The organism is Roseovarius faecimaris (assembly GCF_009762325.1).
Classification (GTDB): domain Bacteria; phylum Pseudomonadota; class Alphaproteobacteria; order Rhodobacterales; family Rhodobacteraceae; genus Roseovarius; species Roseovarius faecimaris.
Genome location: NZ_CP034348.1, coordinates 2,152,766 through 2,173,394, shown reverse-complemented (window position 1 = coordinate 2,173,394; position 20,629 = coordinate 2,152,766). Strand labels below are relative to the sequence as shown.

The 20,629-nt window shown below is 62.7% G+C and carries 15 protein-coding genes; 11 read left to right on the top strand and 4 right to left on the bottom strand.

Annotated features, from left to right (window positions below; all coding sequences use genetic code 11):
• Positions 1–40 precede the first annotated feature (40 nt).
• The 6 genes from EI983_RS11105 (at position 41) to EI983_RS11080 (ending at position 7,688) form a co-directional block, all read left to right on the top strand.
• On the top strand, positions 41–862 hold the full coding sequence (locus tag EI983_RS11105; RefSeq protein ID WP_157709067.1) for an ABC transporter permease: 822 nt from the start codon (positions 41–43) through the stop codon (positions 860–862).
• On the top strand, positions 859–1,656 hold the full coding sequence (locus EI983_RS11100) for an ABC transporter permease (RefSeq protein ID WP_157707460.1): 798 nt from the start codon (positions 859–861) through the stop codon (positions 1,654–1,656). Before EI983_RS11105 ends, EI983_RS11100 begins: the two co-directional genes overlap by 4 nt.
• Before the next feature lies 1 nt (position 1,657).
• Positions 1,658–2,743: an ABC transporter ATP-binding protein gene (locus EI983_RS11095; protein ID WP_157707459.1), complete on the top strand. Its 1,086-nt coding sequence runs from the start codon at positions 1,658–1,660 to the stop codon at positions 2,741–2,743.
• A gap of 3 nt (positions 2,744–2,746) precedes the next feature.
• Positions 2,747–3,643 carry a polysaccharide deacetylase family protein gene (locus EI983_RS11090; RefSeq protein WP_157707458.1) on the top strand — a complete coding sequence of 299 codons (897 nt, stop codon included), beginning with the start codon at positions 2,747–2,749 and terminating at the stop codon, positions 3,641–3,643.
• A 418-nt stretch (positions 3,644–4,061) separates the two neighbouring features.
• Complete coding sequence (locus tag EI983_RS11085; RefSeq protein WP_157707457.1) at positions 4,062–5,879, top strand: ABCB family ABC transporter ATP-binding protein/permease; 1,818 nt, start codon at positions 4,062–4,064, stop codon at positions 5,877–5,879.
• Between the two features lie 183 nt (positions 5,880–6,062).
• Positions 6,063–7,688 (top strand): amidohydrolase, encoded by a 1,626-nt coding sequence (locus tag EI983_RS11080; protein ID WP_157707456.1) that lies wholly within the window; start codon positions 6,063–6,065, stop codon positions 7,686–7,688.
• 33 nt (positions 7,689–7,721) lie between these two features.
• Here EI983_RS11080 and EI983_RS11075 read toward each other — a convergent pair whose 3' ends face one another.
• Both EI983_RS11075 and EI983_RS11070 read right to left on the bottom strand, forming a co-directional pair.
• A complete protein-coding gene (locus EI983_RS11075) occupies positions 7,722–11,780 on the bottom strand; it encodes an efflux RND transporter permease subunit (protein ID WP_157707455.1) in 4,059 nt (1,352 codons plus the stop codon).
• Entirely contained in the window at positions 11,777–13,099 is a 1,323-nt protein-coding gene (locus tag EI983_RS11070) for an efflux RND transporter periplasmic adaptor subunit (RefSeq protein WP_157707454.1), read from the bottom strand. The genes EI983_RS11075 and EI983_RS11070 overlap by 4 nt, the downstream gene beginning before the upstream one ends.
• Before the next feature lie 229 nt (positions 13,100–13,328).
• Between EI983_RS11070 and EI983_RS11065 the strand changes: the two genes are divergently transcribed.
• Genes EI983_RS11065 through der form a run of 3 tightly spaced genes read left to right on the top strand, consistent with a single transcriptional unit; the run spans position 13,329 to position 16,848 of the window.
• Complete coding sequence (locus EI983_RS11065; RefSeq protein WP_157707453.1) at positions 13,329–13,997, top strand: tetratricopeptide repeat protein; 669 nt, start codon at positions 13,329–13,331, stop codon at positions 13,995–13,997.
• A 16-nt stretch (positions 13,998–14,013) separates the two neighbouring features.
• Entirely contained in the window at positions 14,014–15,339 is a 1,326-nt protein-coding gene (locus EI983_RS11060; RefSeq protein ID WP_246162121.1) for a PQQ-like beta-propeller repeat protein, read from the top strand.
• A gap of 48 nt (positions 15,340–15,387) precedes the next feature.
• Positions 15,388–16,848: a ribosome biogenesis GTPase Der gene (gene der, locus EI983_RS11055; RefSeq protein WP_157707452.1), complete on the top strand. Its 1,461-nt coding sequence runs from the start codon at positions 15,388–15,390 to the stop codon at positions 16,846–16,848.
• On the opposite strand, the gene EI983_RS11050 is transcribed toward der, so the two are convergent.
• On the bottom strand, positions 16,849–17,664 hold the full coding sequence (locus EI983_RS11050) for a TgpA N-terminal domain-containing protein (RefSeq protein ID WP_343038598.1): 816 nt from the start codon (positions 17,662–17,664) through the stop codon (positions 16,849–16,851).
• 84 nt (positions 17,665–17,748) lie between these two features.
• Between EI983_RS11050 and EI983_RS11045 the strand changes: the two genes are divergently transcribed.
• Positions 17,749–18,735, top strand: a complete 987-nt coding sequence (locus tag EI983_RS11045) for a fatty acid desaturase (protein WP_157707451.1) — start codon at positions 17,749–17,751, stop codon at positions 18,733–18,735.
• A 145-nt stretch (positions 18,736–18,880) separates the two neighbouring features.
• Positions 18,881–19,117, top strand: a complete 237-nt coding sequence (locus tag EI983_RS11040; RefSeq protein ID WP_157707450.1) for an EF-hand domain-containing protein — start codon at positions 18,881–18,883, stop codon at positions 19,115–19,117.
• A gap of 107 nt (positions 19,118–19,224) precedes the next feature.
• Here the strand turns inward: EI983_RS11040 and serS are convergent, their stop codons facing one another.
• Complete coding sequence (gene serS / locus EI983_RS11035; protein WP_157707449.1) at positions 19,225–20,517, bottom strand: serine--tRNA ligase; 1,293 nt, start codon at positions 20,515–20,517, stop codon at positions 19,225–19,227.
• Positions 20,518–20,629: the final 112 nt, after the last annotated feature.

Sequence of the window (20,629 nt, the reverse complement as noted above, 5' to 3'; positions counted from 1 at the left end):
TAGGTAGGGCTTCGTGAAGCGCAAGTTTGATCTCTATGCCATGACATGGCGGTTGCCGATCATCTTCTGGCAGCTCTTGTTCTTTGTTGGCCCGCTTTTGTTTATGGTCGCGCTCTCGTTCTTCATCGTGAAGAACTATCGCATGACCGAAGCCTTCGAGATGGTGAACTGGCAGAAGATGCTGTCTCGCGGTTATTTCTGGGACAGTTACTGGTACACCATCTTCATCGCCGGGATCAGCACTGCGGTGGCGATGCTGCTTGCCTTTCCGGCTTCCTTCGCCTTGGCGTTTCGCGCCTCAGACAGCCTGCGCCGTTGGGCGGTTTTCCTGCTGATCATCCCGTTTTTCACCTCATATCTGGTGCGTACATTCTCTTGGTATGTGATTCTGGCCGAAAGCGGCGTGGTCAACGCGATGCTGGGACAGATCGGTCTGGGGCCGTTCAAGATGCTGAACACGCATTTCGGTACGGTCATTGGCTATCTGACCCTGACATTGCCGTTGGTGGTGATCCTACAAACCGTGACCATGGCCAATGTCGATAAAACTCTGATCGAGGCTGCACGCAACCTCGGGTGCAAACCACTGGCGACCATTTGGCGCGTTGTGCTGCCGCTGTCGAAAACCGGGCTAATCGTTGCGGCCCTATTCTGTTTCATTCTGTCCTTTGGGGACTTCGTGGCGCCTTTTTATCTAGGGGGCTCGCAAGAGCCGACATTGCCCATTCTGATCCTCGATACCACCAAATCGGGCCAGCAATGGCCAAGGGCAGCCGTAGTCGCCATCATGATGATGGCGACGCTCTTTACAATCGCCTTTGCCGCTATCGCGCTGGCCTATCGCAAAGGGGGCGCGAGATGAACCAGAACCGTACCCTCAACTTTATTCTAGCGCTGTATGTGCTGTGCATCTTTGTCTTTATCTTCGCACCGATCCTGTTCAGCTTGGTGTTTTCGTTCAATTCGCAACGCTTCCCGACCATTCCGCTGGGAGAGTTTTCAACCGAATGGTATGCTAAAATCTTTGCCGATCCTGATGTCTGGTTGGCAGCACGCAATTCGCTGATCGTGTCGGTCAGCACCTCAGTGGTGGCCACCTTCTTGGGCTTTTGCACCGCCTATTCGGATTTTCGGTACAACTTCCGCTTCAAGGGTCCCTATCTGGCGCTCATCCTTCTGCCGCCGACCATTCCGCTTATAATCATGGCCTTGGCGATGCTGGCGTGGCTGTCAAAGCTGGGGCTGTCCGGCCAGCTGTGGTCAATCATCCTGGCCCATTCAGTGCTAACGGCCCCTTTTGCCATGGCCATCATCCGGCTTAGGTTGAACCAGATGGATCCTGACCTTGAGGCAGCCGCTTGGAATCTGGGCAGCAGCGAATGGCAGGCCATGCGCCATGTCATCATACCGTTCTGTGCCCCCGCGATCGTATCGGCCCTCTGTTTGACCGCAGCCGTATCTTTCGATGAATTTGCGATCTCGTGGTTTGTGTCTGGCCTGAACAAGACTGTTCCCGTGGTTATCCTAGAGATTGTCCAAGGCAATATCGACCCACAGGTCAATGCCATCGGCACATTCGTATTCCTGACCTCCATGACGCTGGTGATCCTTGCACAGGTGTTTTTCATCAGCCGCCAAGTGAAGAGCCATTCGTGATATGACAGAGCCTCTCGTTACCTTTCGCAACGTAAAGAAACACTTCGGCAGCTTCGTAGCCGTACGGGACATGGAACTGGACATTCATGCTGGTGAATTTCTCGCCATCATGGGGTCATCAGGCTGCGGCAAGACAACAACCCTGCGGATGCTGGCTGGTCTGGAAGCGCCGACATCGGGCGAAATCCGTATCGGTGGTGAGCTAATGAATGAGGTCAAACCGCATGAGCGTGATACGCCGCTGGTTTGGCAATCTCTGGCCTTGTTCCCGTTTCTCAGCGCGCGTGAGAATGTCGAGTTCGGCCTGAAGATGCGCGGTGTCAGCAAAGAAGAACGGAAGCGGCGCGCACTTGAATGGCTCGACCGGATGGAAATCGGTGAGTTTGCCGAGCGGAACATTACCACCCTCTCGGGCGGTCAGAAACAGCGCGTGGCGCTTGCACGATCCCTGGTGATGGAACCCAAGATGCTGCTGCTGGACGAACCTCTATCGGCGCTTGACGCCAACCTGGTGATCCGCATGCAGGCCGTTTTGACCCGCCTGCAAAAAGAGCTGGGCATCACATTCGTCTATGTCACACATTCGCAGTCTGAGGCTTTCGCCATGGCTGACCGCGTGGTGATCATGAGCCAGGGCGAAATTGCGCAGGTCGGCTCGCCCAAGGATATTTACCGCGCGCCCGCCAATCGGTTCGTGGCCGAGTTCGTTGGCCGGAATAACATCCTGTCAGGCTCGGTGGTGTCCCTGGACAGCGAGGCAGTTACGATATCGACACCCTCGGGAACATTTGTTGCAACAGCCCCGGAAACCGCGCGCATTGTAGGGTCCGATGCCACCTTCGTCGTGTCGGCAGACCTGGTAAGCGTATCAAGGGAAGAGCCCACGGGCGAAAATCGTATCCTGTGCACGTTGATCTCGGAAGAATTTGTGGGCTCCATGGTGACCCTGTTTTTGGAAAGCGCGGATGGTCATGAATTCAAGGTGCAGATGCAGGAACGAGACCTGATCGAATTGGACCTGCATGGTGATGATCAGATATGGCTCAGCTGGGCTGTACAGAATGCGCATGTTCTGGACCGTGAATAATCTATGATCCGCAACCCTATACCATGGCCCAATGGCGCCAAATGTGCGGTTGCGATCAGCTTCGACATGGATGCCGACAGCCTGATCCATATTGCCCGCCCCGACGACAGCCATCGCCGCCTCTATCAAACATCCATGGGGCGATACGGCCCAAATGTCGCTCTGCCGCGCATCCTTGACACCTATCGTCGATATGACCTCAAACAATCCTTCTTCATTCCCGGATGGTGCCTGGAGCAATATCCAGAAACCGCCGAGGCGATCCTGAACGACGGCCATGAGATCGGACATCACGGGTATCTGCATGAAGACCCCATTACGACCTATGGCAGCCAGCGCGAATGGTTCGAGCGAACGCTTGATGCGCATAAGCGTATTTGCGGAAAGGTTCCTCAAGGGTACCGCGCCCCGGTCTACAACATTACCGATGAGGTGATTGACCTCATGCAGGAAAATGGGATGCGTTATGACAGCTCGATGATGGCTGACGATATTCCTTATGCCATCGAGACTTCGAAGGGCCAGCTATACGAAATGCCGGTTCATTGGGGCACAGATGACTGGCCGCCCTTCGCACATTACGAGGAAATTGGTTACATGATGCCGGTCCGGCCACCTGCGGCAGCTCTCGCCGGATTTTGGGAAGAGTTCGAGGCACAGTACGAGGCCGGCGGATTTTTCTTGCTGATCCTCCATCCATTTTTAACCGGAAGACTGGCTCGTTGGCGACTGATTGAGAAATGGATCGAAGACACCCTGAAAACGCGCAACGTGTGGTTTTCGACCCTTGCCGGAATTGCAGACCATATGGATGCACTGCGGAAATCCGGCACCTGGTCGCCCAGCGTTGAAAAGCTTCCGTACTTCAACAAACCACCGGCTAAGCAATGGATTTCGTGATTTTCACGAAGGGAGGCGTTTCAGGGCAACGGCGCCTGAAAGGCCTACAAGACACCTGAAAGCGACGCCGCGCGTTTACGGAAACAGTTCAACTTGAAACTAATCCAACGCAGCTGGCGTTATCGGGATGAACACTTCAACTGGAAAACCAGAGACCAACCAACTTAGCTGTCAGATTTTTCTGAATTTCAGAACCAGGACTTTTGGCGACTAATGTTTCACCTAGGGCAAGAAGCGCGTGTGAATCTGTCATTATAGATTCAGAGGTTTACAGCCGCTCCGTCCGCAAACCGGACAGCCGAAGGCATCGGTTTGCAGCAAGGATGTCGCGTGACACATCCTTTGAGTTCGGCGCAAGACAAAGGCAATCGTGTTCGCCTATTGTCGCCGCGCGGCAGAGGCACTAAGTGCTTGATCCATGCGCAGATCATCCATCAACACCACCGAGGCCCCCCGCAACGGCTGGCAGACCATCCGCCGGGTCGCGCCCTATCTGTGGCCTGCCGATAACGCCAGTGTGAAACTGCGCGTCGTCACTGCGCTGGGCCTTCTGGTGCTGGCCAAGCTCGTGGCCGTGGGTACGCCGTTTTTCTACAAGGCGGCGGTGGACGCGCTGGCGGGCGAAGGCCAGTCGGCGGCCTGGATGCTGGGCGCGGGGGCCGTCGGGTTGACCGTGGCCTATGGCCTTGCCCGGCTGATGAATGTGGGCTTCCAGCAGCTGCGCGATGCGGTCTTTGCCAAGGTCGGCCAGCGCGCTCTGCGCGCCATCGCCCTGCAGACGTTCGAGCATATCCACCGCCTGTCGCTGCGCTATCATATCGCGCGCAAGACCGGGGGCCTGAGCCGGATCATCGAACGCGGGGTGAAGGGCGTGGATTTCCTCCTGCGCTTCCTGATCTTCTCGATTATCCCGCTGATCCTGGAACTGCTGCTGATCGGCGTCATTCTCTGGACGCTTTTCGACATCTGGTATCTGGCCGTGGTGGCAGGGGTGATCGCGCTTTACATCCTCTTTACGTTCAAGGTCACCGAATGGCGCGTGCGCCTGCGCAAGGCGATGAACGATCAGGACACCGACGCCAACCAGAAGGCGATCGACAGCCTGCTCAATTTCGAGACGGTCAAGTATTTCGGCGCCGAGGGGCGCGAGGCGCGCCGCTATGACGAGGCGATGGCGGGGTATGAGAAGTTCGCCCTGCAAACCTCCTATTCGCTGGCCTTTCTCAATTTCGGTCAGTCCTTCCTGATCACCGCAGGGCTGATCATCGTCATGGTCATGGCCGCCATCGGTGTGCAGAACGGATCGATGACCGTGGGCGATTTCGTGATGGTCAACGCCTATATGATCCAGATCACCATGCCTCTCAACTTCCTCGGCACGGTCTATCGCGAGATCCGCCAGAGCCTGGTCGATATGGGCGAGATGTTCGAATTGCTGGAACAACCGCCCGAGGTGTCCGACAAACCGGGCGCGCCCGCGCTGAAGGTGGGTGGCGGCACCGTGGCGCTGCGCGATGTGCAGTTCGGCTATGAGCCGGAACGGCCCATTCTCAAGGGCGTCAGCCTGGAGGTCCCCGCCGGACAGACCGTGGCCGTGGTCGGCCCCTCCGGCTCGGGCAAGTCCACCATCGGGCGGCTTTTGTTCCGGTTCTACGACGTGCAGGACGGCGCTGTCATGATCGACGGTCAGGACGTGCGGGACGTGACGCAGGACAGCCTGCACGCGGCCATCGGCGTTGTGCCGCAGGATACGGTGCTTTTCAACGACACGATCGGTTATAACATCGCCTATGGCCGCGACGACGCCACGCAATCCGAGATCGAAGAGGCCGCCCGCGCCGCCCAGATTCATGACTTCATCGCCCGGCTGCCACAGGGCTATGACACGCTGGTGGGCGAACGCGGCCTGAAACTTTCGGGCGGCGAGAAGCAGCGTGTCGGCATCGCCCGGACCCTGCTGAAAGACCCGCCCATCCTGCTCCTGGACGAGGCGACGAGCGCGCTCGATACCGAGACCGAGCGCGATATCCAGGGCGCGCTGGCCCGCGCGGGGCAGGGGCGCACGGTCATCACCATCGCGCACCGGCTGTCGACCATTGCCGATGCGGACCGGATCGTGGTGCTGGAAGAGGGCCGCATCGCAGAGCAGGGCACCCATGCAGAGCTACTGGAGCGCGAGGGGCGCTATGCCAGCCTCTGGCAGCGTCAGGCCCGCGAGCAGGACGAGGCGGTTTGATCCAAAGGAGTGGCTGCGCCACGCATTCACTTTTGGGGGCAGGCCCCCAAACCCCCGATGAGGGGTGCCACCCCTCAAACTCCCCGGAGTATTTGCGGAACGATGAAAGGGATGTGCCTGTTGAGCTTGCTTTGGACGGCGGGTTCGGGATGATGGGGCATGTCCGCGCAAAGGGGGCGAGCGATGCAAGGGGCACGTGTCGAGACCATCGTCGTCAATGGCAGGATCGCCACAATGGCGGGTCCGGGCCGGTTTGCCGAGGCGATGGCGGTGGCACAGGGGCGGATCGTGGCGGTGGGGTCCACGATGGAGATACGCGCTTTTGCCCCCTCGGCGCAGGTGGTCGATTGCGAAGGGCGCACGGTGATCCCGGGGCTGATCGACAGCCATTGTCACCCGGATATGCATGGCGCGCGGCTGGGACGCTGGGTGGATATCGGGGAGTTGACCCCGACCAGGGCTGAGCTGCTGCGCCGGATCGCACAGGACACCGAAGGCCAGCCGGCCACGCATTGGTTCGTCGGTTTCGGCTATGACGATATCGCCATGGGCGGGTATCCGTCGCTGGCGGAGCTGGACGCGGCGGCGGGGCATTGTCCGGTCTTTCTCTATCGTCGCGACGCGCATATTGGCCTCGTCAATTCGGCCGCCATGGCGCGGGTCGGATACACCGCCGACAGCCCCGATCCTGCGTTCGGCGCGCTGGACCGGGACCCTGAGACAGGCAGGCTGACCGGCCTGCTGCGCGAAACGGCGGCCCATGCCGTCGTCGACCACATCCAGGCGGATTACACGCCCGAGCAGTTCGCCTCGGGACTGATCAGGGTTTTCGAGCGTTTTGCCGGCTACGGCATCACTTCGGTGCATAATTCCCTGGCTTCGACCAACGGTATCATTGCCTATCAGAAGATGCGCGAGGCGGGCGATCTGCGCCTGCGCGTGGGGCTGCTGGCCAGCGGGCGGGAGGACGATCTGATCGAGGCCATCATCCGGGCGGGCTGGCGCTCGGGCATGGGGGATGAGTGGCTGCGCCTGACCGGGGTCGAATGGTGCCCCGATTGCTCAACCAGCGGGCGCACGGCGGCCTATTACACGCCCTATGTGGGCGAGCCTGTGCTGGGCGAGCCGGAGCATAATTGCGGCATGCTGCTCTATGAGCAGGGCGATTTCAATGCTCGGGTGACGCGGGCCCACCGGGCGGGGCTGATGGTCGGCGCTGACGGGGTCGGGGATCGCGGCATCGATTTCGTGCTGAACGGGTTCGAGGCCGCTCTTGCGGCGCATCCGCGCTCCGATCACCGCATGCGGGTTGAGCATTGCTGTCACGTGACGCCCGCCATCCTGGACCGGCTGAGGCGGCTAGAGGTGATCTGTTCGTCGGCCACGGGGTTTGCCTATGATCTGGGCGATGCCTATATCCGCAATCGCGGGGCAGAGGCGATGGTCCACATGTGGCCGCACCGTTCGATGATCGATGCAGGGATTGTGGCCCCGGGCCATTCCGACGCGCCCGTGTGCCACCCCAACCCGATGCGCGCCATGCATTCGATGGTCAACCGGGTCACGGCATCGGGTGCCGATCTGGGCCAGTCCGAGGCGGTCAGCGTTTATGAGGCAGTCGAGGCCTATACCACGCTCGGGGCCTATGCCGGGCGCGAAGAGCATCTCAAGGGTCGGTTGCTGCCCGGCATGCTGGCCGATTTTTGCGTGCTCGACAGGGATATCTTCACGATTCCCAGCCATGACATTCACAATGTCGAGGTGGTCTCGACCCATGTGGCCGGGGTGGAAATCTACCGCCGCGATTAAGATGTAAGGTGCGTGTTCACACGCACCTTTCGCTCACTCCGCTGCGCGCACGGGGTCTTCACCGGAAGTCTCGGGGCGCGCCTCGTCTTCTGCGCTCTCTGCCGCCTCGCTGTCCGCTGCCCCGACCTCAGCCTTTCCGGCTTCAGCCTTTTCGGCCTCCGCCTGTTCGGCCAGCGCCGCCTCGCGCTCTTCCAGAACCCGGCGCAAATCGTCAAGCTGGGGCGCGTCGCTTTCGCGGGTGTCCTCATAGCCCGGATCGCCTGCAAAGGCCTGCTCCCACAAAAGCTCGGGCGCCTTGGTCTTTTTCGCCGCGCGTGTCAGCGCCCAGTCCCGCGCCGCCTGGCTGCTCTTGCCCGAGGACAGCGCCGCCACCGCCCGCGCGATCCACAGCACATAGGTGCTCGACCAGATGCGCAGCGCCAGCATCGAGGGCGTGAAGATCAGCGTCAGCACCGTGGCGATGCCAAGGCCGAACACCACCGCGGTCGCCAATTGCTTCCACCAGAGTGCGGTGGGGCTGTCGAACGTGTAGCCGCCATCCCAGAAGTTTAAGGACAGCCCGAACATCATCGGCGCAAGCCCGGCCATCGTGGTGACCGTGGTCAGCAGAACCGGGCGAATGCGCGCCTCGGCGGTGCGGGTGATCGCCTCGGCCTTGGGCATGTACTGGCTGAACTCCTGATAGGTGTCGATCAGCACGATATTGTTGTTCACCACGATCCCGGCCAGCGCCACGATCCCGGTTCCGGTCATGATGATCGAGAAGGGCTGCCCCATCACCAGCATGCCGATCAGAACGCCCGTGGTGCTCAGCACCACCGCCAGAAGCACCAGTACGGCGTTATAGACCGAGTTGAACTGTGCCAGCAGGATGATGAACATCAGCCCCAGCGCCCCCAGGAAGGCCTGTTGCAGGAAGGCGCCCGATTCTTCCTGGTCCTCCTGGTCGCCGGTCCATTCATATTCGATCCCCGGCGGCACCACGCCGCTGTCAAGCCAGGCGGTCAGTTGCTCGATCCGTTCATTGGCATTGATCGGAACGGTCATTTCATTGCCGCGCTCATCCGTCACCGTCTTGGTCAGGCCGTCCTTCACGCCCGCCTTGACGTCGAAAAAGCGCACCTGATCCACCCGGTCGATCTGGGCCAGCTTCTCCACCGGCTTGCGGCTGACGAAATTGCTGAGCGGCACAAGCCCCTGATTGGTGCGGATACGCAGCGTGTCGAGCGTGGACAGGACGCGGTCTTCCTCGGGCAGGCGCACACGAATGTCGATTTCTTCATCCGAGCTGTCCACCCGCATCGTATCGAGAAGGATGCCGCGCGTGACAAGCTGCACCATGCCGCCCACGGTGGCCACATCCGCGCCGTAACGCCCGGCCTTTTCCACATCCACGTCGATCTGCCAGTCGATGCCGGGCAGGGGCAGCGTGTCCTCGATCAGGGTCAGCCCTTGCGTTTCCTCGAACTTCGCGCGCGCCACTTCGGTAAAGGCCCTCAGCGTGTCCCAGTCATCCCCCTTGATCCGCAGATGCACGGGCTTCGCGGAGGCCGGTCCACGCTCCAGCGCCATGATCTCAATCTTGATGCCGGGGATCTGTTCCAGCGCGGCGGTCAGTTCGTTGATCGTGGTGTCGCCATCGGCAGCCGGGTCGGTGACCCGTCGCATCACGTCATAATCGAGGATCGGCACGGTGAACCAGTGTTCATAGGTGGTGGGCCGGTCCTTCCACTTGGTGATCTCCAGCTGCACCTGGCCCACCGTGTCGCGCGGCGGCTGCGCGCCGCCGGTGTTGTTGTTCAGCCCGCCATCGCCCGCAAAGGCAAAGGCCGATTGTACGTTGGGATGCTCCAGGATGATTGCCTCGGCCTGCCGGACCAGATCGTCCTTCTGTTCCAGAGACAGGTTGCCGCGCGCACGCACGTAAACCAGCGCGTTTTCCGGCTCGGATTCGACAAAGAACTCGACGCCCCGGTTGTTGCCGATGAAATAGATCAGCGTGGAGCCCACCAGCACGAAGATGAAACAGAACGACAGCAGCGGGGCCACCGGGTTCGACGCGATGGAATGGATGAACCAGCCGAACGGCGTGCGTCTGTAACGTCCCTCCACGCGGTTGGCGCTTTGGCGGCGAAGGCGCCCGGACACAAAGATCGCCGCCGCCCCGACAAGCCCCAGGATCAGCGCGGTGCCCGCACCCAGCCCGGCGGCAATGGCCACACCGACCGCCGCGGCAAGAAGGATATAGGAACTCAGATGCGGGATCAGCGGCGCACGGTGCGCAACAAGGCGATCGAACCCGGCAATCGCGCCTGCGATCCTCGGCTTCAGCGCCAGCAGCCCCAGAAGCAGCGCAACCGTCCCCGCCATGCCGATCCCCGCCAGCGCCACCACCACGGTCAGCAGGGCAAACACCCCCGCCAGTACCGGAATGACCGACCCCAGGATGCGCCCCATATCCATCGCCGCAAAGAGCGTATTGACCTGCTCCAGAAAGACCGGGACCAGCAGGCCCGCAATGGCCAGCCCGGCGGCGGCCAGCGGAAACAGCACCAGATGCCAGACCCACCAGGCGCTTGAGATCTGCGCGATCCGCTGGTTGAACCACCGCTCCAGCCGCCCGGTCACACCGCCCATCACCGGCAGATAGACCAGCGCGACCAGCAGCGACGCGCTCAGCACAAAGATCAGGGTGACGGGAAGCATCCGCATGAACTGCCCGGGAATGCCCGGCCAGAACAGCATCGGCAAAAAGGCGCAGAGCGTCGTCGCGGTTGAGCTGATCACCGGCCAGAACATGCGCTTGGCGGCCTCGACATAGGCATGCATCGGCCCTTCGCCCTCAGAGATGCGCTTGTCGGCATATTCGACCACCACGATGGCCCCGTCGACCAGCATCCCCACCGCCAGGATCAGGCCGAACATCACCATGTTCGATATTGCCACCTCCATCACCGCCAGCAGCGCAAAGCAGAGCAGGAACGACGTCGGAATGGCAAAGCCCACCAGAAGGGAGGGCCGGATGCCCAGCGTGGCCAGCATCACGATCATCACCAGCGCAATCGCGGTCAGAACCGAGCCTTCAAGCTGGCTGACCATCGACTCGATCACATGGCTCTGATCGTTTGACGTGGCCAGGCTCACCGCCGCCTGCAACTCCGGCGGCCAGGTCTTTTGCGCCTGCGCCACCGTCTCGCGCACCAGCTCCGAGGTGTCGATGATGTTATAGCCTTTGCGCTTGACCACCTGCAGCGCCACGGTCGTCTCGCCGTTGAAGCGCGCGGTGCCAAGACGGTCCTCGAAGGTCAGCGAAATCTCGGCCAGATCGCCCAGCGTCACCACCCGGTCGCCGTTGACCTTCACCGGCAGGTCATAGATATCGCGCGGCTCGTCAAAGGACGAGGGGATCTTGACCGAGAAGGTGCCCTTGTCGCTTTCGACCTCGCCCGCGGCAATCAGCTGGTTGTTGTTCTGCACCACGCTGATCAGCTCGAGCGCCGTGACGTTATACGCCTCCAGCCGCACCGGATCGATCACCACCTCGACCATCTCGTCGCGATTGCCCGCGATCCCGGCCTCCAGGACGGGCTCCAGCCCCTCCAGCCGGTCCTGCAAATCCTTGGCGAGCTTGGCCATGGTGCGCTCGGGCACATCGCCCGACAGGTTCACGATGATGATCGGGAACTCGCTGAAATTGATCTCGTTGATCTTGTATTTCTCGGCCCCGTCTGGAAATTTGGCCTCGGCCGCGCTCATCGCGTCGCGCACATCGGCCATGATCTTGGTCTTGTCCCAGCCGAACTCGAACTCCAGCGCGACACCGGCATAATTTTCCGCCGCCGTGCCGGTCATCACATCGAGCCCGTCAAGGTCCGACAGCTCGGTCTCCATGACCTTGACCAGAAGTTTCTCGCTGTCCTCGGCGGAAATACCGGGGAACTGGACCGACACGAACAGCGCCGGGATCTCGATATCGGGCTCACCTTCCTTGGGCAGGCCGGTATAGGCCAGCGCGCCCGCCAGAAGCGACAGGACGATAAAGGCAATCACCATGCGCGCGCGCGCGGCGGCCCAATCGACGAGACCTGTCATTGCGCAGGCTCCTCATCTTCGGTCTGATAGGAGGCAGCGACCCGCACCCCATCAATCACATATTCCTGGCCGATTATGATCACATCGGCCTCGTCCGGCAAACCGGCCAGCCATAATCCGCCCGGCGTATCCCGCAGGAGCGTCACAGGCTGGAACATCGCGGTGCTGTCTTCGGTCACGAGCCGCACGCCAAGCGTGCCTTCGTCATCCAGCGTCAGCGCCGATTGCGGCACAAGATGCGCGTGTTTGCCGTCCGAGGCGATCACGATCTCGGCGGTCTGACCGTCACGCAGCGCCAGATCGGGATTGGCCACCTCGATATCCACCCGGAAGGTGCGCGTCGTGGGATCGGCCGAGCGGGACAGGAACACAACCTTGCCCTGAACCTGTTCGCCCGATGCCATCTCGGCCAGCGCAGCCGCACCAACCTCGACGCGGCCGACCTCCGTTTCGGGGACATAGCCGACCATCAGGATCGGATCGAGCTGGATCACCGTCGCGCAGTGGTCCCCAGGCTGCAGCAGGCTGCCAATCTCGGCGCTGTCCGATTCCAGCAGCCCGCCGAAGGGCGCGCTGATCGTCAGACGTTCAATCTCTTTCTCTGCGGCCGCCACGGCGGCGCGTGCGCTTTCCACCCCGGCCTTGGCCGCCTCGATACCTGCGGCCACGCTCTCCAGTCCCGACGCGGCGGATTTCAGCCCGGCCTCGGCGCTGGTGATCGCCGCTTCGGCACCGCGCACGGCGGCCTGGGTGCTGGCAACGCGGGTTTCCGAGGCAAACCCGTCCTGCGACAGTCGGGTCGCGGCATTGGAGTTGATCATCGCTTCTTCGAGGATCGCCTTGGCCTCTTCCACCCGCGCCTTGGCTTCCTCTACGCGGGCTTCGGCCTCGGGGACCGCCGCCTCTGCGGCCGGCACGCGCGATTGCGCCTCGGCAAGCCGCGCCTGCGCCTCGGCCAGCGACGCCATCCTTGTGCCCGGATCGAGGCGGCACATGACATCGCCCTGTTCGACAAAGGTGCCTTTGCGCAGCGGCTCGGAAATCACCTGGCCCGCCGTCTCGGCGCGCAGGTCGACATGCCGGATCGCTTCGGTCTGACCGCGCAGGATCACCGCGCTGTCCACCGTCCGGGCAGAGGATTTCAGAACCACCACACCAACAGGTGTCTGGCCCGGCGCAGCCTCGGCCTCGACCGTCCCGGTTTCGGCCATTTCGGCACCGGTCGGCGCGTCAGCCGGAAACAGCCGGTCCCGTTCGAAAAGAAATACATAGATCAGCGCCGAGACGAGGATCGCGGCAAGGATCGGGAACAGTCTCATGGGGCATACCTTTTGCGCCGCGGATGGCCCGGAGCGTTCAAAGCAAAGCATAGCCGGGCCGACTCAGTTGAACTTAGCCGTATATACGGTGAACTATCCGGTTTAGATTAGTCTTTTCAACCCCGGGCTGCAAGGTGATCCATTCCTGCAACACTAGCCAGGCCTTGGCAGGGGCAGGGCTTCGGGGTAAGAGGAGCCGAAGAGGCAGAAACGTCATTGGGGGCACGGTGTGAGCCAGACCGACAGTTTTATCGAAGAGGTCACGGAAGAGGTGCGTCGCGACCGCCTGTTTGCGCTGATGAAGCGCTATGGCTGGATCGCGGTTTTGCTGGTGATCCTGATCGTCGGCGGGGCCGCCTGGAACGAATGGCGCAAAGCGCAGGAACGCTCGGCCGCGCAGGCCTTGGGTGATTCCATGCTCGACGCCCTGCAACAGACCGATGAGGCGGCCCGCGGCGAAGCGCTCGCCGCGATTGACGCCCCGAATGCGGGCGCGCGGGCCCTGGTTGATCTTCTGGTGGCCGCCGAACTGGCCGAGACCGACCCGGGCGCAGCCTCTGAGCGGCTGATCGCCCTGGCCGACAACGCCGACGCCGCCACCGTCTATCGCCAGATCGCCACGCTCAAGGCCGTGTCGCTGCCCGGCACCGTGCTCAGCGCCGAAGAGCGCCGCACCCGGCTTGACGGGCTGGCGTTGGGGCAGGGGCTGACGCGGCTTCTCGCCGAAGAGCAACTCGCCTATCTCGATGCCGAAGCAGGCGATACCGAGGCCGCGCTGACCCGTCTTCTGGCCATTCTTGAGGATGAAGCGGTTACAGCGGCCTTGCGTCGCCGTGCTTCACAAGTGATTGTGGCGCTGGGAGGCGAGCTTCCGGAGCAGCCGACCGCGACCGAATAAGTTGGGGGCACGTGCATTGAAACCGATCCGAGCATTCCTGAGCCTGGCCATTGTCGCCGCCCTGTCCGGCTGCGAGCGGGAAGACCCGATCCTGCCCGGTGCCCGCGAAGACATCCGTGCCGTGCTGACCGAAGAGGGCACCCCGGCCGAGGCCGAGGCCACGCAGGCGGCCAATCTTCCGCTGGCCCTCGCCGCCGCCACCAACAATGCCAGCTGGCGTCAGAGTATCGCCACTCCCGAAACCCGCACCGCGCATCCCGCCCTGTCCTCGACGCCGCAACTTGTGTGGAGCGTGGGTATCGGTCAGGGCGACGGGCGCAAGAATCGCATCACCGCCGATCCGGTCGTGGCCGATGGCCGCGTGTTCACCCTCGATGCCGAAGCGCGGGTCAGCGCGGTCTCCACCTCCGGAGAGCTTCTTTGGACGCGCGACCTTGTCCCGACAAACGATTCCGGGCAGGACGCCACCGGCGGCGGTCTGGCGCTGGGGGATGGCAAGCTGTTCATCTCGTCGGGTTTCGGCCTGATGACCGCGCTCGACCCGGCCACGGGCAATGAGATCTGGCAGCAGAACCTGCGCGCCACCGGCTCGGGCAAACCCACCGTGAAGGACGGTCTGGTCTATCTCGTGGCCGGTGACGATGTGGCCTGGGCGCTCGACACCGATACAGGCCGCATCGAATGGCGGCTTTCGGCCAGCCCCGACATCCAGAACGTGATCGGCGGCCCCGCCCCGGCGGTGACCGACAAATACGTGATCTTCGCCTTCGGTTCGGGCGAGATCCAGGGCGCGTTCCGCAAGGGCGGGCTGCGGCTCTGGGATAGCCAGGTCGCGGGCCAGCGCCGCGGGTTTTCCGCCGCGCGCATCGGCGATATCACCTCCGACCCCGTCGTGGTGGGCGACCGCATCTATGTCGGCACGCATTCGGGCCGTACCGTGGCGCTCAATATCGGCAATGGCGAACGGATCTGGACCGCCACCGACGGGCCGCTCAACACGGTCTGGCCCGCCGATAATTCGGTGTTCCTGATCAATGACCGCAATGAGCTTTTGCGCCTCAACGCCGAGGATGGCACCCGCGTCTGGTCGAAGACGCTCAGCTTCTTCACCAAGAACCGCCCGCGCCAGCAGACCGAGATCTTCGGCCATTACGGCCCGATCATCGCCGGCGGCAACCTGATCGTCGTCTCCAATGACGGGCTGATGCGCCTCTATGATCCGGCCACCGGCGCCGAACGCGGCACGGTCGAGATCCCCGGCGGCGCCACGACCAACCCGGCGGTGGCGGGTGGTACGCTCTATGTGGTGAGCACGAAGGGCCAATTGCTGGCTTTCCGTTGAGCCCGCTTTGCTGTAACAGAGCCGCCTGAGCCGGTTCGGAGCGTATCCATGTCTTTCACCCTCGCCATCGTGGGGCGGCCCAATGTGGGCAAATCCACGTTGTTCAACCGCCTTGTGGGCAAACGCCTGGCGCTGGTCGACGATCAGCCCGGTGTGACGCGCGATCTGCGCGAGGGCGAGGCGCGCCTTGGCGATCTGCGCTTTACCGTGATCGACACGGCGGGGCTGGAAGAGGCCACCGACGAGTCGCTTCAGGGCCGCATGCGCAAACTGACCGAGCGCGCGGTGGACATGGCCGATATCTGCCTGTTCCTGATCGACGCGCGCGCCGGGGTCACGCCCACCGATGAGATGTTTGCCGGGATCCTGCGCAAACGCTCGGCGCATGTGATCCTTGCCGCCAACAAGGCCGAAGGGGCCGCCGCCGATGCAGGCGTGATCGAAGCGTATTCCCTCGGCCTGGGCGAGCCCATTCGCCTCTCGGCCGAACATGGCGAGGGGATGAACGACCTCTATAGCCAGCTCATGCCGCTTGCTGATCTCTTCGCTGAACGCGCCGCCGCCGATGCGCCCGAAACCGATGTGTCGCTGGACGAGGATGGGGATGATGACGAGGGCTATCGCAAGCCCACCATCGCCAAGCCCCTGCAAGTTGCCGTCGTGGGCCGCCCCAATGCGGGAAAATCCACGCTGATCAACAAGATACTGGGCGAAGATCGTCTTCTGACCGGCCCCGAGGCGGGCATCACCCGCGACGCGATCTCGCTCACGCTGGACTGGGACGGGTTGCCGGTGCGGATGTTCGACACCGCCGGTATGCGCAAGAAGGCCAAGGTACAGGACAAGGTCGAAAAACTCTCGGTCAGTGACGGTCTGCGCGCGGTCAAGTTTGCCGAGGTGGTCGTTGTCCTGCTCGATGCCGCCATCCCGTTCGAACAGCAGGATCTGCGCATCGCCGATCTGGCCGAGCGTGAGGGCCGCGCCGTCGTGGTCGCGGTCAACAAATGGGACATCGAAGACGACAAGCAGGCCAAGCTGCGCGATCTGCGTGAAGCCTTCGAGCGGCTTCTGCCACAGCTCAGGGGCGCGCCGCTCATCACGGTCTCCGCCAAGACGGGCCGGGGCCTTGACCGGCTGCGCGATGCGGTCGAGCGCGCCTATGAGGTCTGGAACCGCCGGGTCACCACCGCTCAGCTCAACCGCTGGCTGGCGGGCATGCTTGAGGCGCATCCGCCCCCCGCACCGGGCGGCCGCCGGATCAAGCTGCGCTACATGACCCAGGCCAAGACGCGGCCCCCCGGCTTTGTCGTGATGTGCTCCAGCCCCGAGAAGATGCCGGAAAGCTATTCTCGCTATCTGGTCAACGGGCTGCGCGAGGATTTCGACATGCCGGGCACGCCGATCCGCCTGCATATGCGCTCGCAATCCGACAAGAACCCCTACAAGGGCAAGAAGAAATCAACGCCCTCACGGCTGCGCAAGCATCTGGGCAAGGGGCCACCGGGCTGATCAGCCTTCGGACATGCCCCGCCAGGCGGTGAGCGCCAGGGCGGCAATCCCGGCCAGGCTCAGCCCCAGCACCGCGATGTTCAGCGGATCGGTGTTGGACAGCGCCACCCCCACCAGCGCCCAGATCACGGCCGCGGAATATTCCGGCGTATCCGGGCGCAGGCGCTGCACCACAGAGGCAATCACAAGCCCCAGCCCAAGGCACAGCACCGCCGCCGTCGTCCCGCCAAGCAGACCGTGCCCCGCCAGCATCAGCGCCAGCGCCACCGCGCTCGCCGCCGTCAGCCAGCCCGCATACAGCGCCACCGGCATCCGTTGCCAGAGCCGGTCGGCCGGGCTCGCCCGCATCAACGCCACGATGGCGGTGAACAGCATCAGCCAGATCAGGACCGTGGCCCAGAAGGGCGAGGTCTGCGCCACCGGCAGCCACGCCGCCCCGATCACAAGGCTCACGATCAGCGGCCAGCGGTGCCAGTCCCAGCCTTCGTCGCGGGGCCGCATGAACAGGCCATAGCCCGTGCCCGCAATCAGCGCGAGATAGATCAGACCCCAGATCGCAAAGGCATAGCCCGCGGGCTGCGCCGGCGGGTCCACCTGCGGGATCGGGAACTGATCGGGCGCGAAACCGTTGAAGCCAGGGCTCAGAAATGGCGACAGCGCAAAGGCCACCGCAGCACAGAACACAAGGATTGATTTCATCGGGTCCATATCTGGGCAGATGGGCCGTGTGCCGCCAAGGTCAAGGGGCAGGGCGGCAGGCCGCCCGGTCGGCGCAACCTTGCGGATGGGGTTGAAAAACCCTGTCAAGACTTGCAAAGAATGGTGCGCGCTCCAATTCTTGAGCATTGATCGTCGTAAAAGTGTCGCTGGGTTCCACCTTTGCTAGGCGAGTGTCGTCAGATGGATATCAAGGAATTTACCCGTCTCTACGCTCATAAGAGCGATGTCATGGGGGCATTGAGTTTTCTCGGCAGCCTGGCGGTTTACCTTGCCGCGCTGATCGGCGGCGCGCTGGTCTGGGGCCAGTGGGCGCTTGTTCTGCCCGCCGTGCTGATCCTGGCTTTTGCCTCCGTGCGGCTCTATGTGCTGCAGCACGATTGCGGCCATGCCTCCCTGTTCCGGACGAAATGGCTCAACGACGCGGCGGGCTATGTGCTGTCGGTGTTTTCGCTGACCCCCTTCCGGGTCATGCAGTTCAACCATAATCAGCATCACGCCTATCTGGGCAATCTCGACCACCGCGAGACGACGGAAGTCTATACCATGACCCTGCGCGAATGGCGCTGCGCCCCCTGGCACACGCGCCTGTGGTACCGGCTCTATCGCAACCCTCTGATCATGCTGGGCCTGGGCGGGATCTTTACCTATTTCATCGCCTACCGCTGGCCGCGCAACACCCGCCGTGTGGGGGTTGCGGGGGTGCTTGCGCATAACGCTCTGGTGGCGGGGTATATCGCGCTGGTCTGGTGGGGGCTGGGCGTGCCCGGCCTTGTGGTGCTGGGCGTCAGCGCGGTCGTTGCGGGGATGATCGGCGTCTTTCTCGTCTATCTGCAGCACAATTTCGAAGACACCTACTGGGACCGCAAGCCCGAGCTCGATTTCCGCAAAGCGACGCTGGAAGGGTCAAGCTCGCTCGATCTCGGCTGGTGGTGGGATATCGGCACCGGCAACATCGCCTATCACGATTTGCATCACTTCAACCCCGGCATCCCCTCCTATCGCCTCCGCCAGTGCCAGCGTGCCCTGCCGGACGATCTGAAGGCGCATGAGCCCATCGGCTGGGGGCAGGCGCTGGCCAGTTTCCGGCTGAAACTCTGGGATGAAACCGCCGAGCGCCTGGTGCCGTTTCCCAAGGCCGAAGACCGGGTGGTGGTCCCGGCCGAGTGATCCGCGCCATCGGCTGAAAGGCGCTCACCGCGCACCGGGGCATTCGTGATTTCTGTTGCGAATCCGGGGCGTTATGGCATAGATCGCGGCGAAGGCAATTTCGCCTTTGTCTCGGTGGCAGAGCCACCCTTGGAGTGATCCTTACATGAAAATCACTGGTCTCGTGCTGGCATCCGCGCTGGCGCTGACTGCCGTTTCGGCAGCGGCCATGACTGTTGTCGAAGATGCCGATGGCAACGGCACCTATTCGATGGACGAAATGATCGTCAGCTTCCCCGACCTGACCGATGCGGACTTCGCTGAGATCGATGCCGACGCATCGGGTGAAGTCAGCCAGGAAGAGCTGGTCGCAGCGGTCGAAAGCGGCATCCTGCCCGAATAAGCCTGCCGACCTCATCCTGATAGCAGCCTGTCCTTGCCCCGGTGGAAACACCGGGGCTTTTTATTGTGCGAAAGGGCCACTCGCCCGGCCTTGCGGCCGGTCTCGTTTCAGCGCAGCACGCCCTCAGCCGAGATCACCGACTTGCCGCCCAGATAGCCATGCAGCGCTTCGGGCAGCACGACAGAGCCATCCGCCTGCTGGCCGTTCTCCAGCACCGCGATCAGGGCACGCCCCACCGCCAGCCCCGAGCCGTTCAGCGTATGCACATGCTGCGGCTTGCCGCCACCCTCAGGCTTGAACCGCGCGTTCATCCGGCGCGCCTGGAAATCGCCGCAGACCGAGCAAGAGCTGATCTCGCGATACATGTTCTGCCCGGGCAGCCAGACCTCGATGTCATGGGTCTTGCGCGCGCCAAAGCCCATGTCGCCGGTGCACAGCACCACGGTGCGGTAGGGCAGGCCCAGCTTCTCCAGAATGCCCTGTGCGCAGGCGGTCATGCGGTCGAGCTCTTCGAGCGAGGCATCGGGATGGGTGATGCTGACCATCTCGACCTTCTCGAACTGGTGCTGGCGCAGCATCCCCGCCGTGTCGCGCCCGGCACTGCCCGCCTCCGAGCGGAAGCATTGCGTATGCGCCACGTAGCGCCGCGGCAGATAGCTTTCCTCGACCACCACGCCATTGACGATATTGGTCAGCGTCACTTCGGCCGTGGGCACCAGCCACCAGCCATTGGTGGTCTGATAGCTGTCTTCGCCGAATTTCGGCAATTGCCCGGTGCCCTGCATCATCTCATCGCGCACCAGCACCGGCGTCCAGGTCTCACTGAGGCCGTTCTCATCCACATGGGTGTCGATCATGAACTGCGCCAGCGCCCGGTGTACCCGCGCCACGGCGCCCGAGAGCACGACAAACCGGCTCCCGCTCAGCTTGGCGGCCGTCTCGAAATCCATGCCGGGCTTCACGCCCTCCAGCTCGTAATGCTCCTTGGGCGCGAAATCGAAGGTTTTGGGCGTGCCCCAGCGGCGGATCTCGACATTGTCCTCCTCGTCATCGCCCAGCGGCACATCGTCGAGCGGCAGGTTGGGGATGCCCATCAAGAGATCGTTGAGCTTCGCGTCCAGCTCCTTGGCCTCGGCCTGCATCGCCGCGACCTCGGCCTTCTTCTCGCCCACCAGCGCGCGCAGCCGCTCAAACTCGGCCTCATCGCCACTGGCCTTGGCGGCGCCCACTTCTTTGCTCGCCTTGTTCTGCTCCGCCTGCGCCGTCTCGGCGGCATGGATGCGCGCGCGCCGCGCCTCATCGATCTCCAGAACCTGCGCCGACACGCCCGACAGCCCCCGCTTGGCCAAAGCGGCGTCAAAGGCGTCCGGGTTCTCGCGGATGGCACGGATATCATGCATGGCGGTGATCCTTCTGGAGTGGTGAGTCGTCTGACACGCTCTTTAACAAGGAATGGTAAACAGGAACCACCCGATACTTACACCGCGTTCACAATCTCTGTCGCTGCGCGGG

Coding starts and splice junctions, on each gene's coding strand:
- EI983_RS11105 (WP_157709067.1), top strand. CDS start 41: ATGACATGGCGGTTGCCGATCATCTTCTGGCAGCTCTTGTTCTTTGTT.
- EI983_RS11100 (WP_157707460.1), top strand. CDS start 859: ATGAACCAGAACCGTACCCTCAACTTTATTCTAGCGCTGTATGTGCTG.
- EI983_RS11095 (WP_157707459.1), top strand. CDS start 1,658: ATGACAGAGCCTCTCGTTACCTTTCGCAACGTAAAGAAACACTTCGGC.
- EI983_RS11090 (WP_157707458.1), top strand. CDS start 2,747: ATGATCCGCAACCCTATACCATGGCCCAATGGCGCCAAATGTGCGGTT.
- EI983_RS11085 (WP_157707457.1), top strand. CDS start 4,062: ATGCGCAGATCATCCATCAACACCACCGAGGCCCCCCGCAACGGCTGG.
- EI983_RS11080 (WP_157707456.1), top strand. CDS start 6,063: ATGCAAGGGGCACGTGTCGAGACCATCGTCGTCAATGGCAGGATCGCC.
- EI983_RS11075 (WP_157707455.1), bottom strand. CDS start 11,780: ATGACAGGTCTCGTCGATTGGGCCGCCGCGCGCGCGCGCATGGTGATT.
- EI983_RS11070 (WP_157707454.1), bottom strand. CDS start 13,099: ATGAGACTGTTCCCGATCCTTGCCGCGATCCTCGTCTCGGCGCTGATC.
- der (WP_157707452.1), top strand. CDS start 15,388: ATGTCTTTCACCCTCGCCATCGTGGGGCGGCCCAATGTGGGCAAATCC.
- EI983_RS11045 (WP_157707451.1), top strand. CDS start 17,749: ATGGATATCAAGGAATTTACCCGTCTCTACGCTCATAAGAGCGATGTC.
- EI983_RS11040 (WP_157707450.1), top strand. CDS start 18,881: ATGAAAATCACTGGTCTCGTGCTGGCATCCGCGCTGGCGCTGACTGCC.
- serS (WP_157707449.1), bottom strand. CDS start 20,517: ATGCATGATATCCGTGCCATCCGCGAGAACCCGGACGCCTTTGACGCC.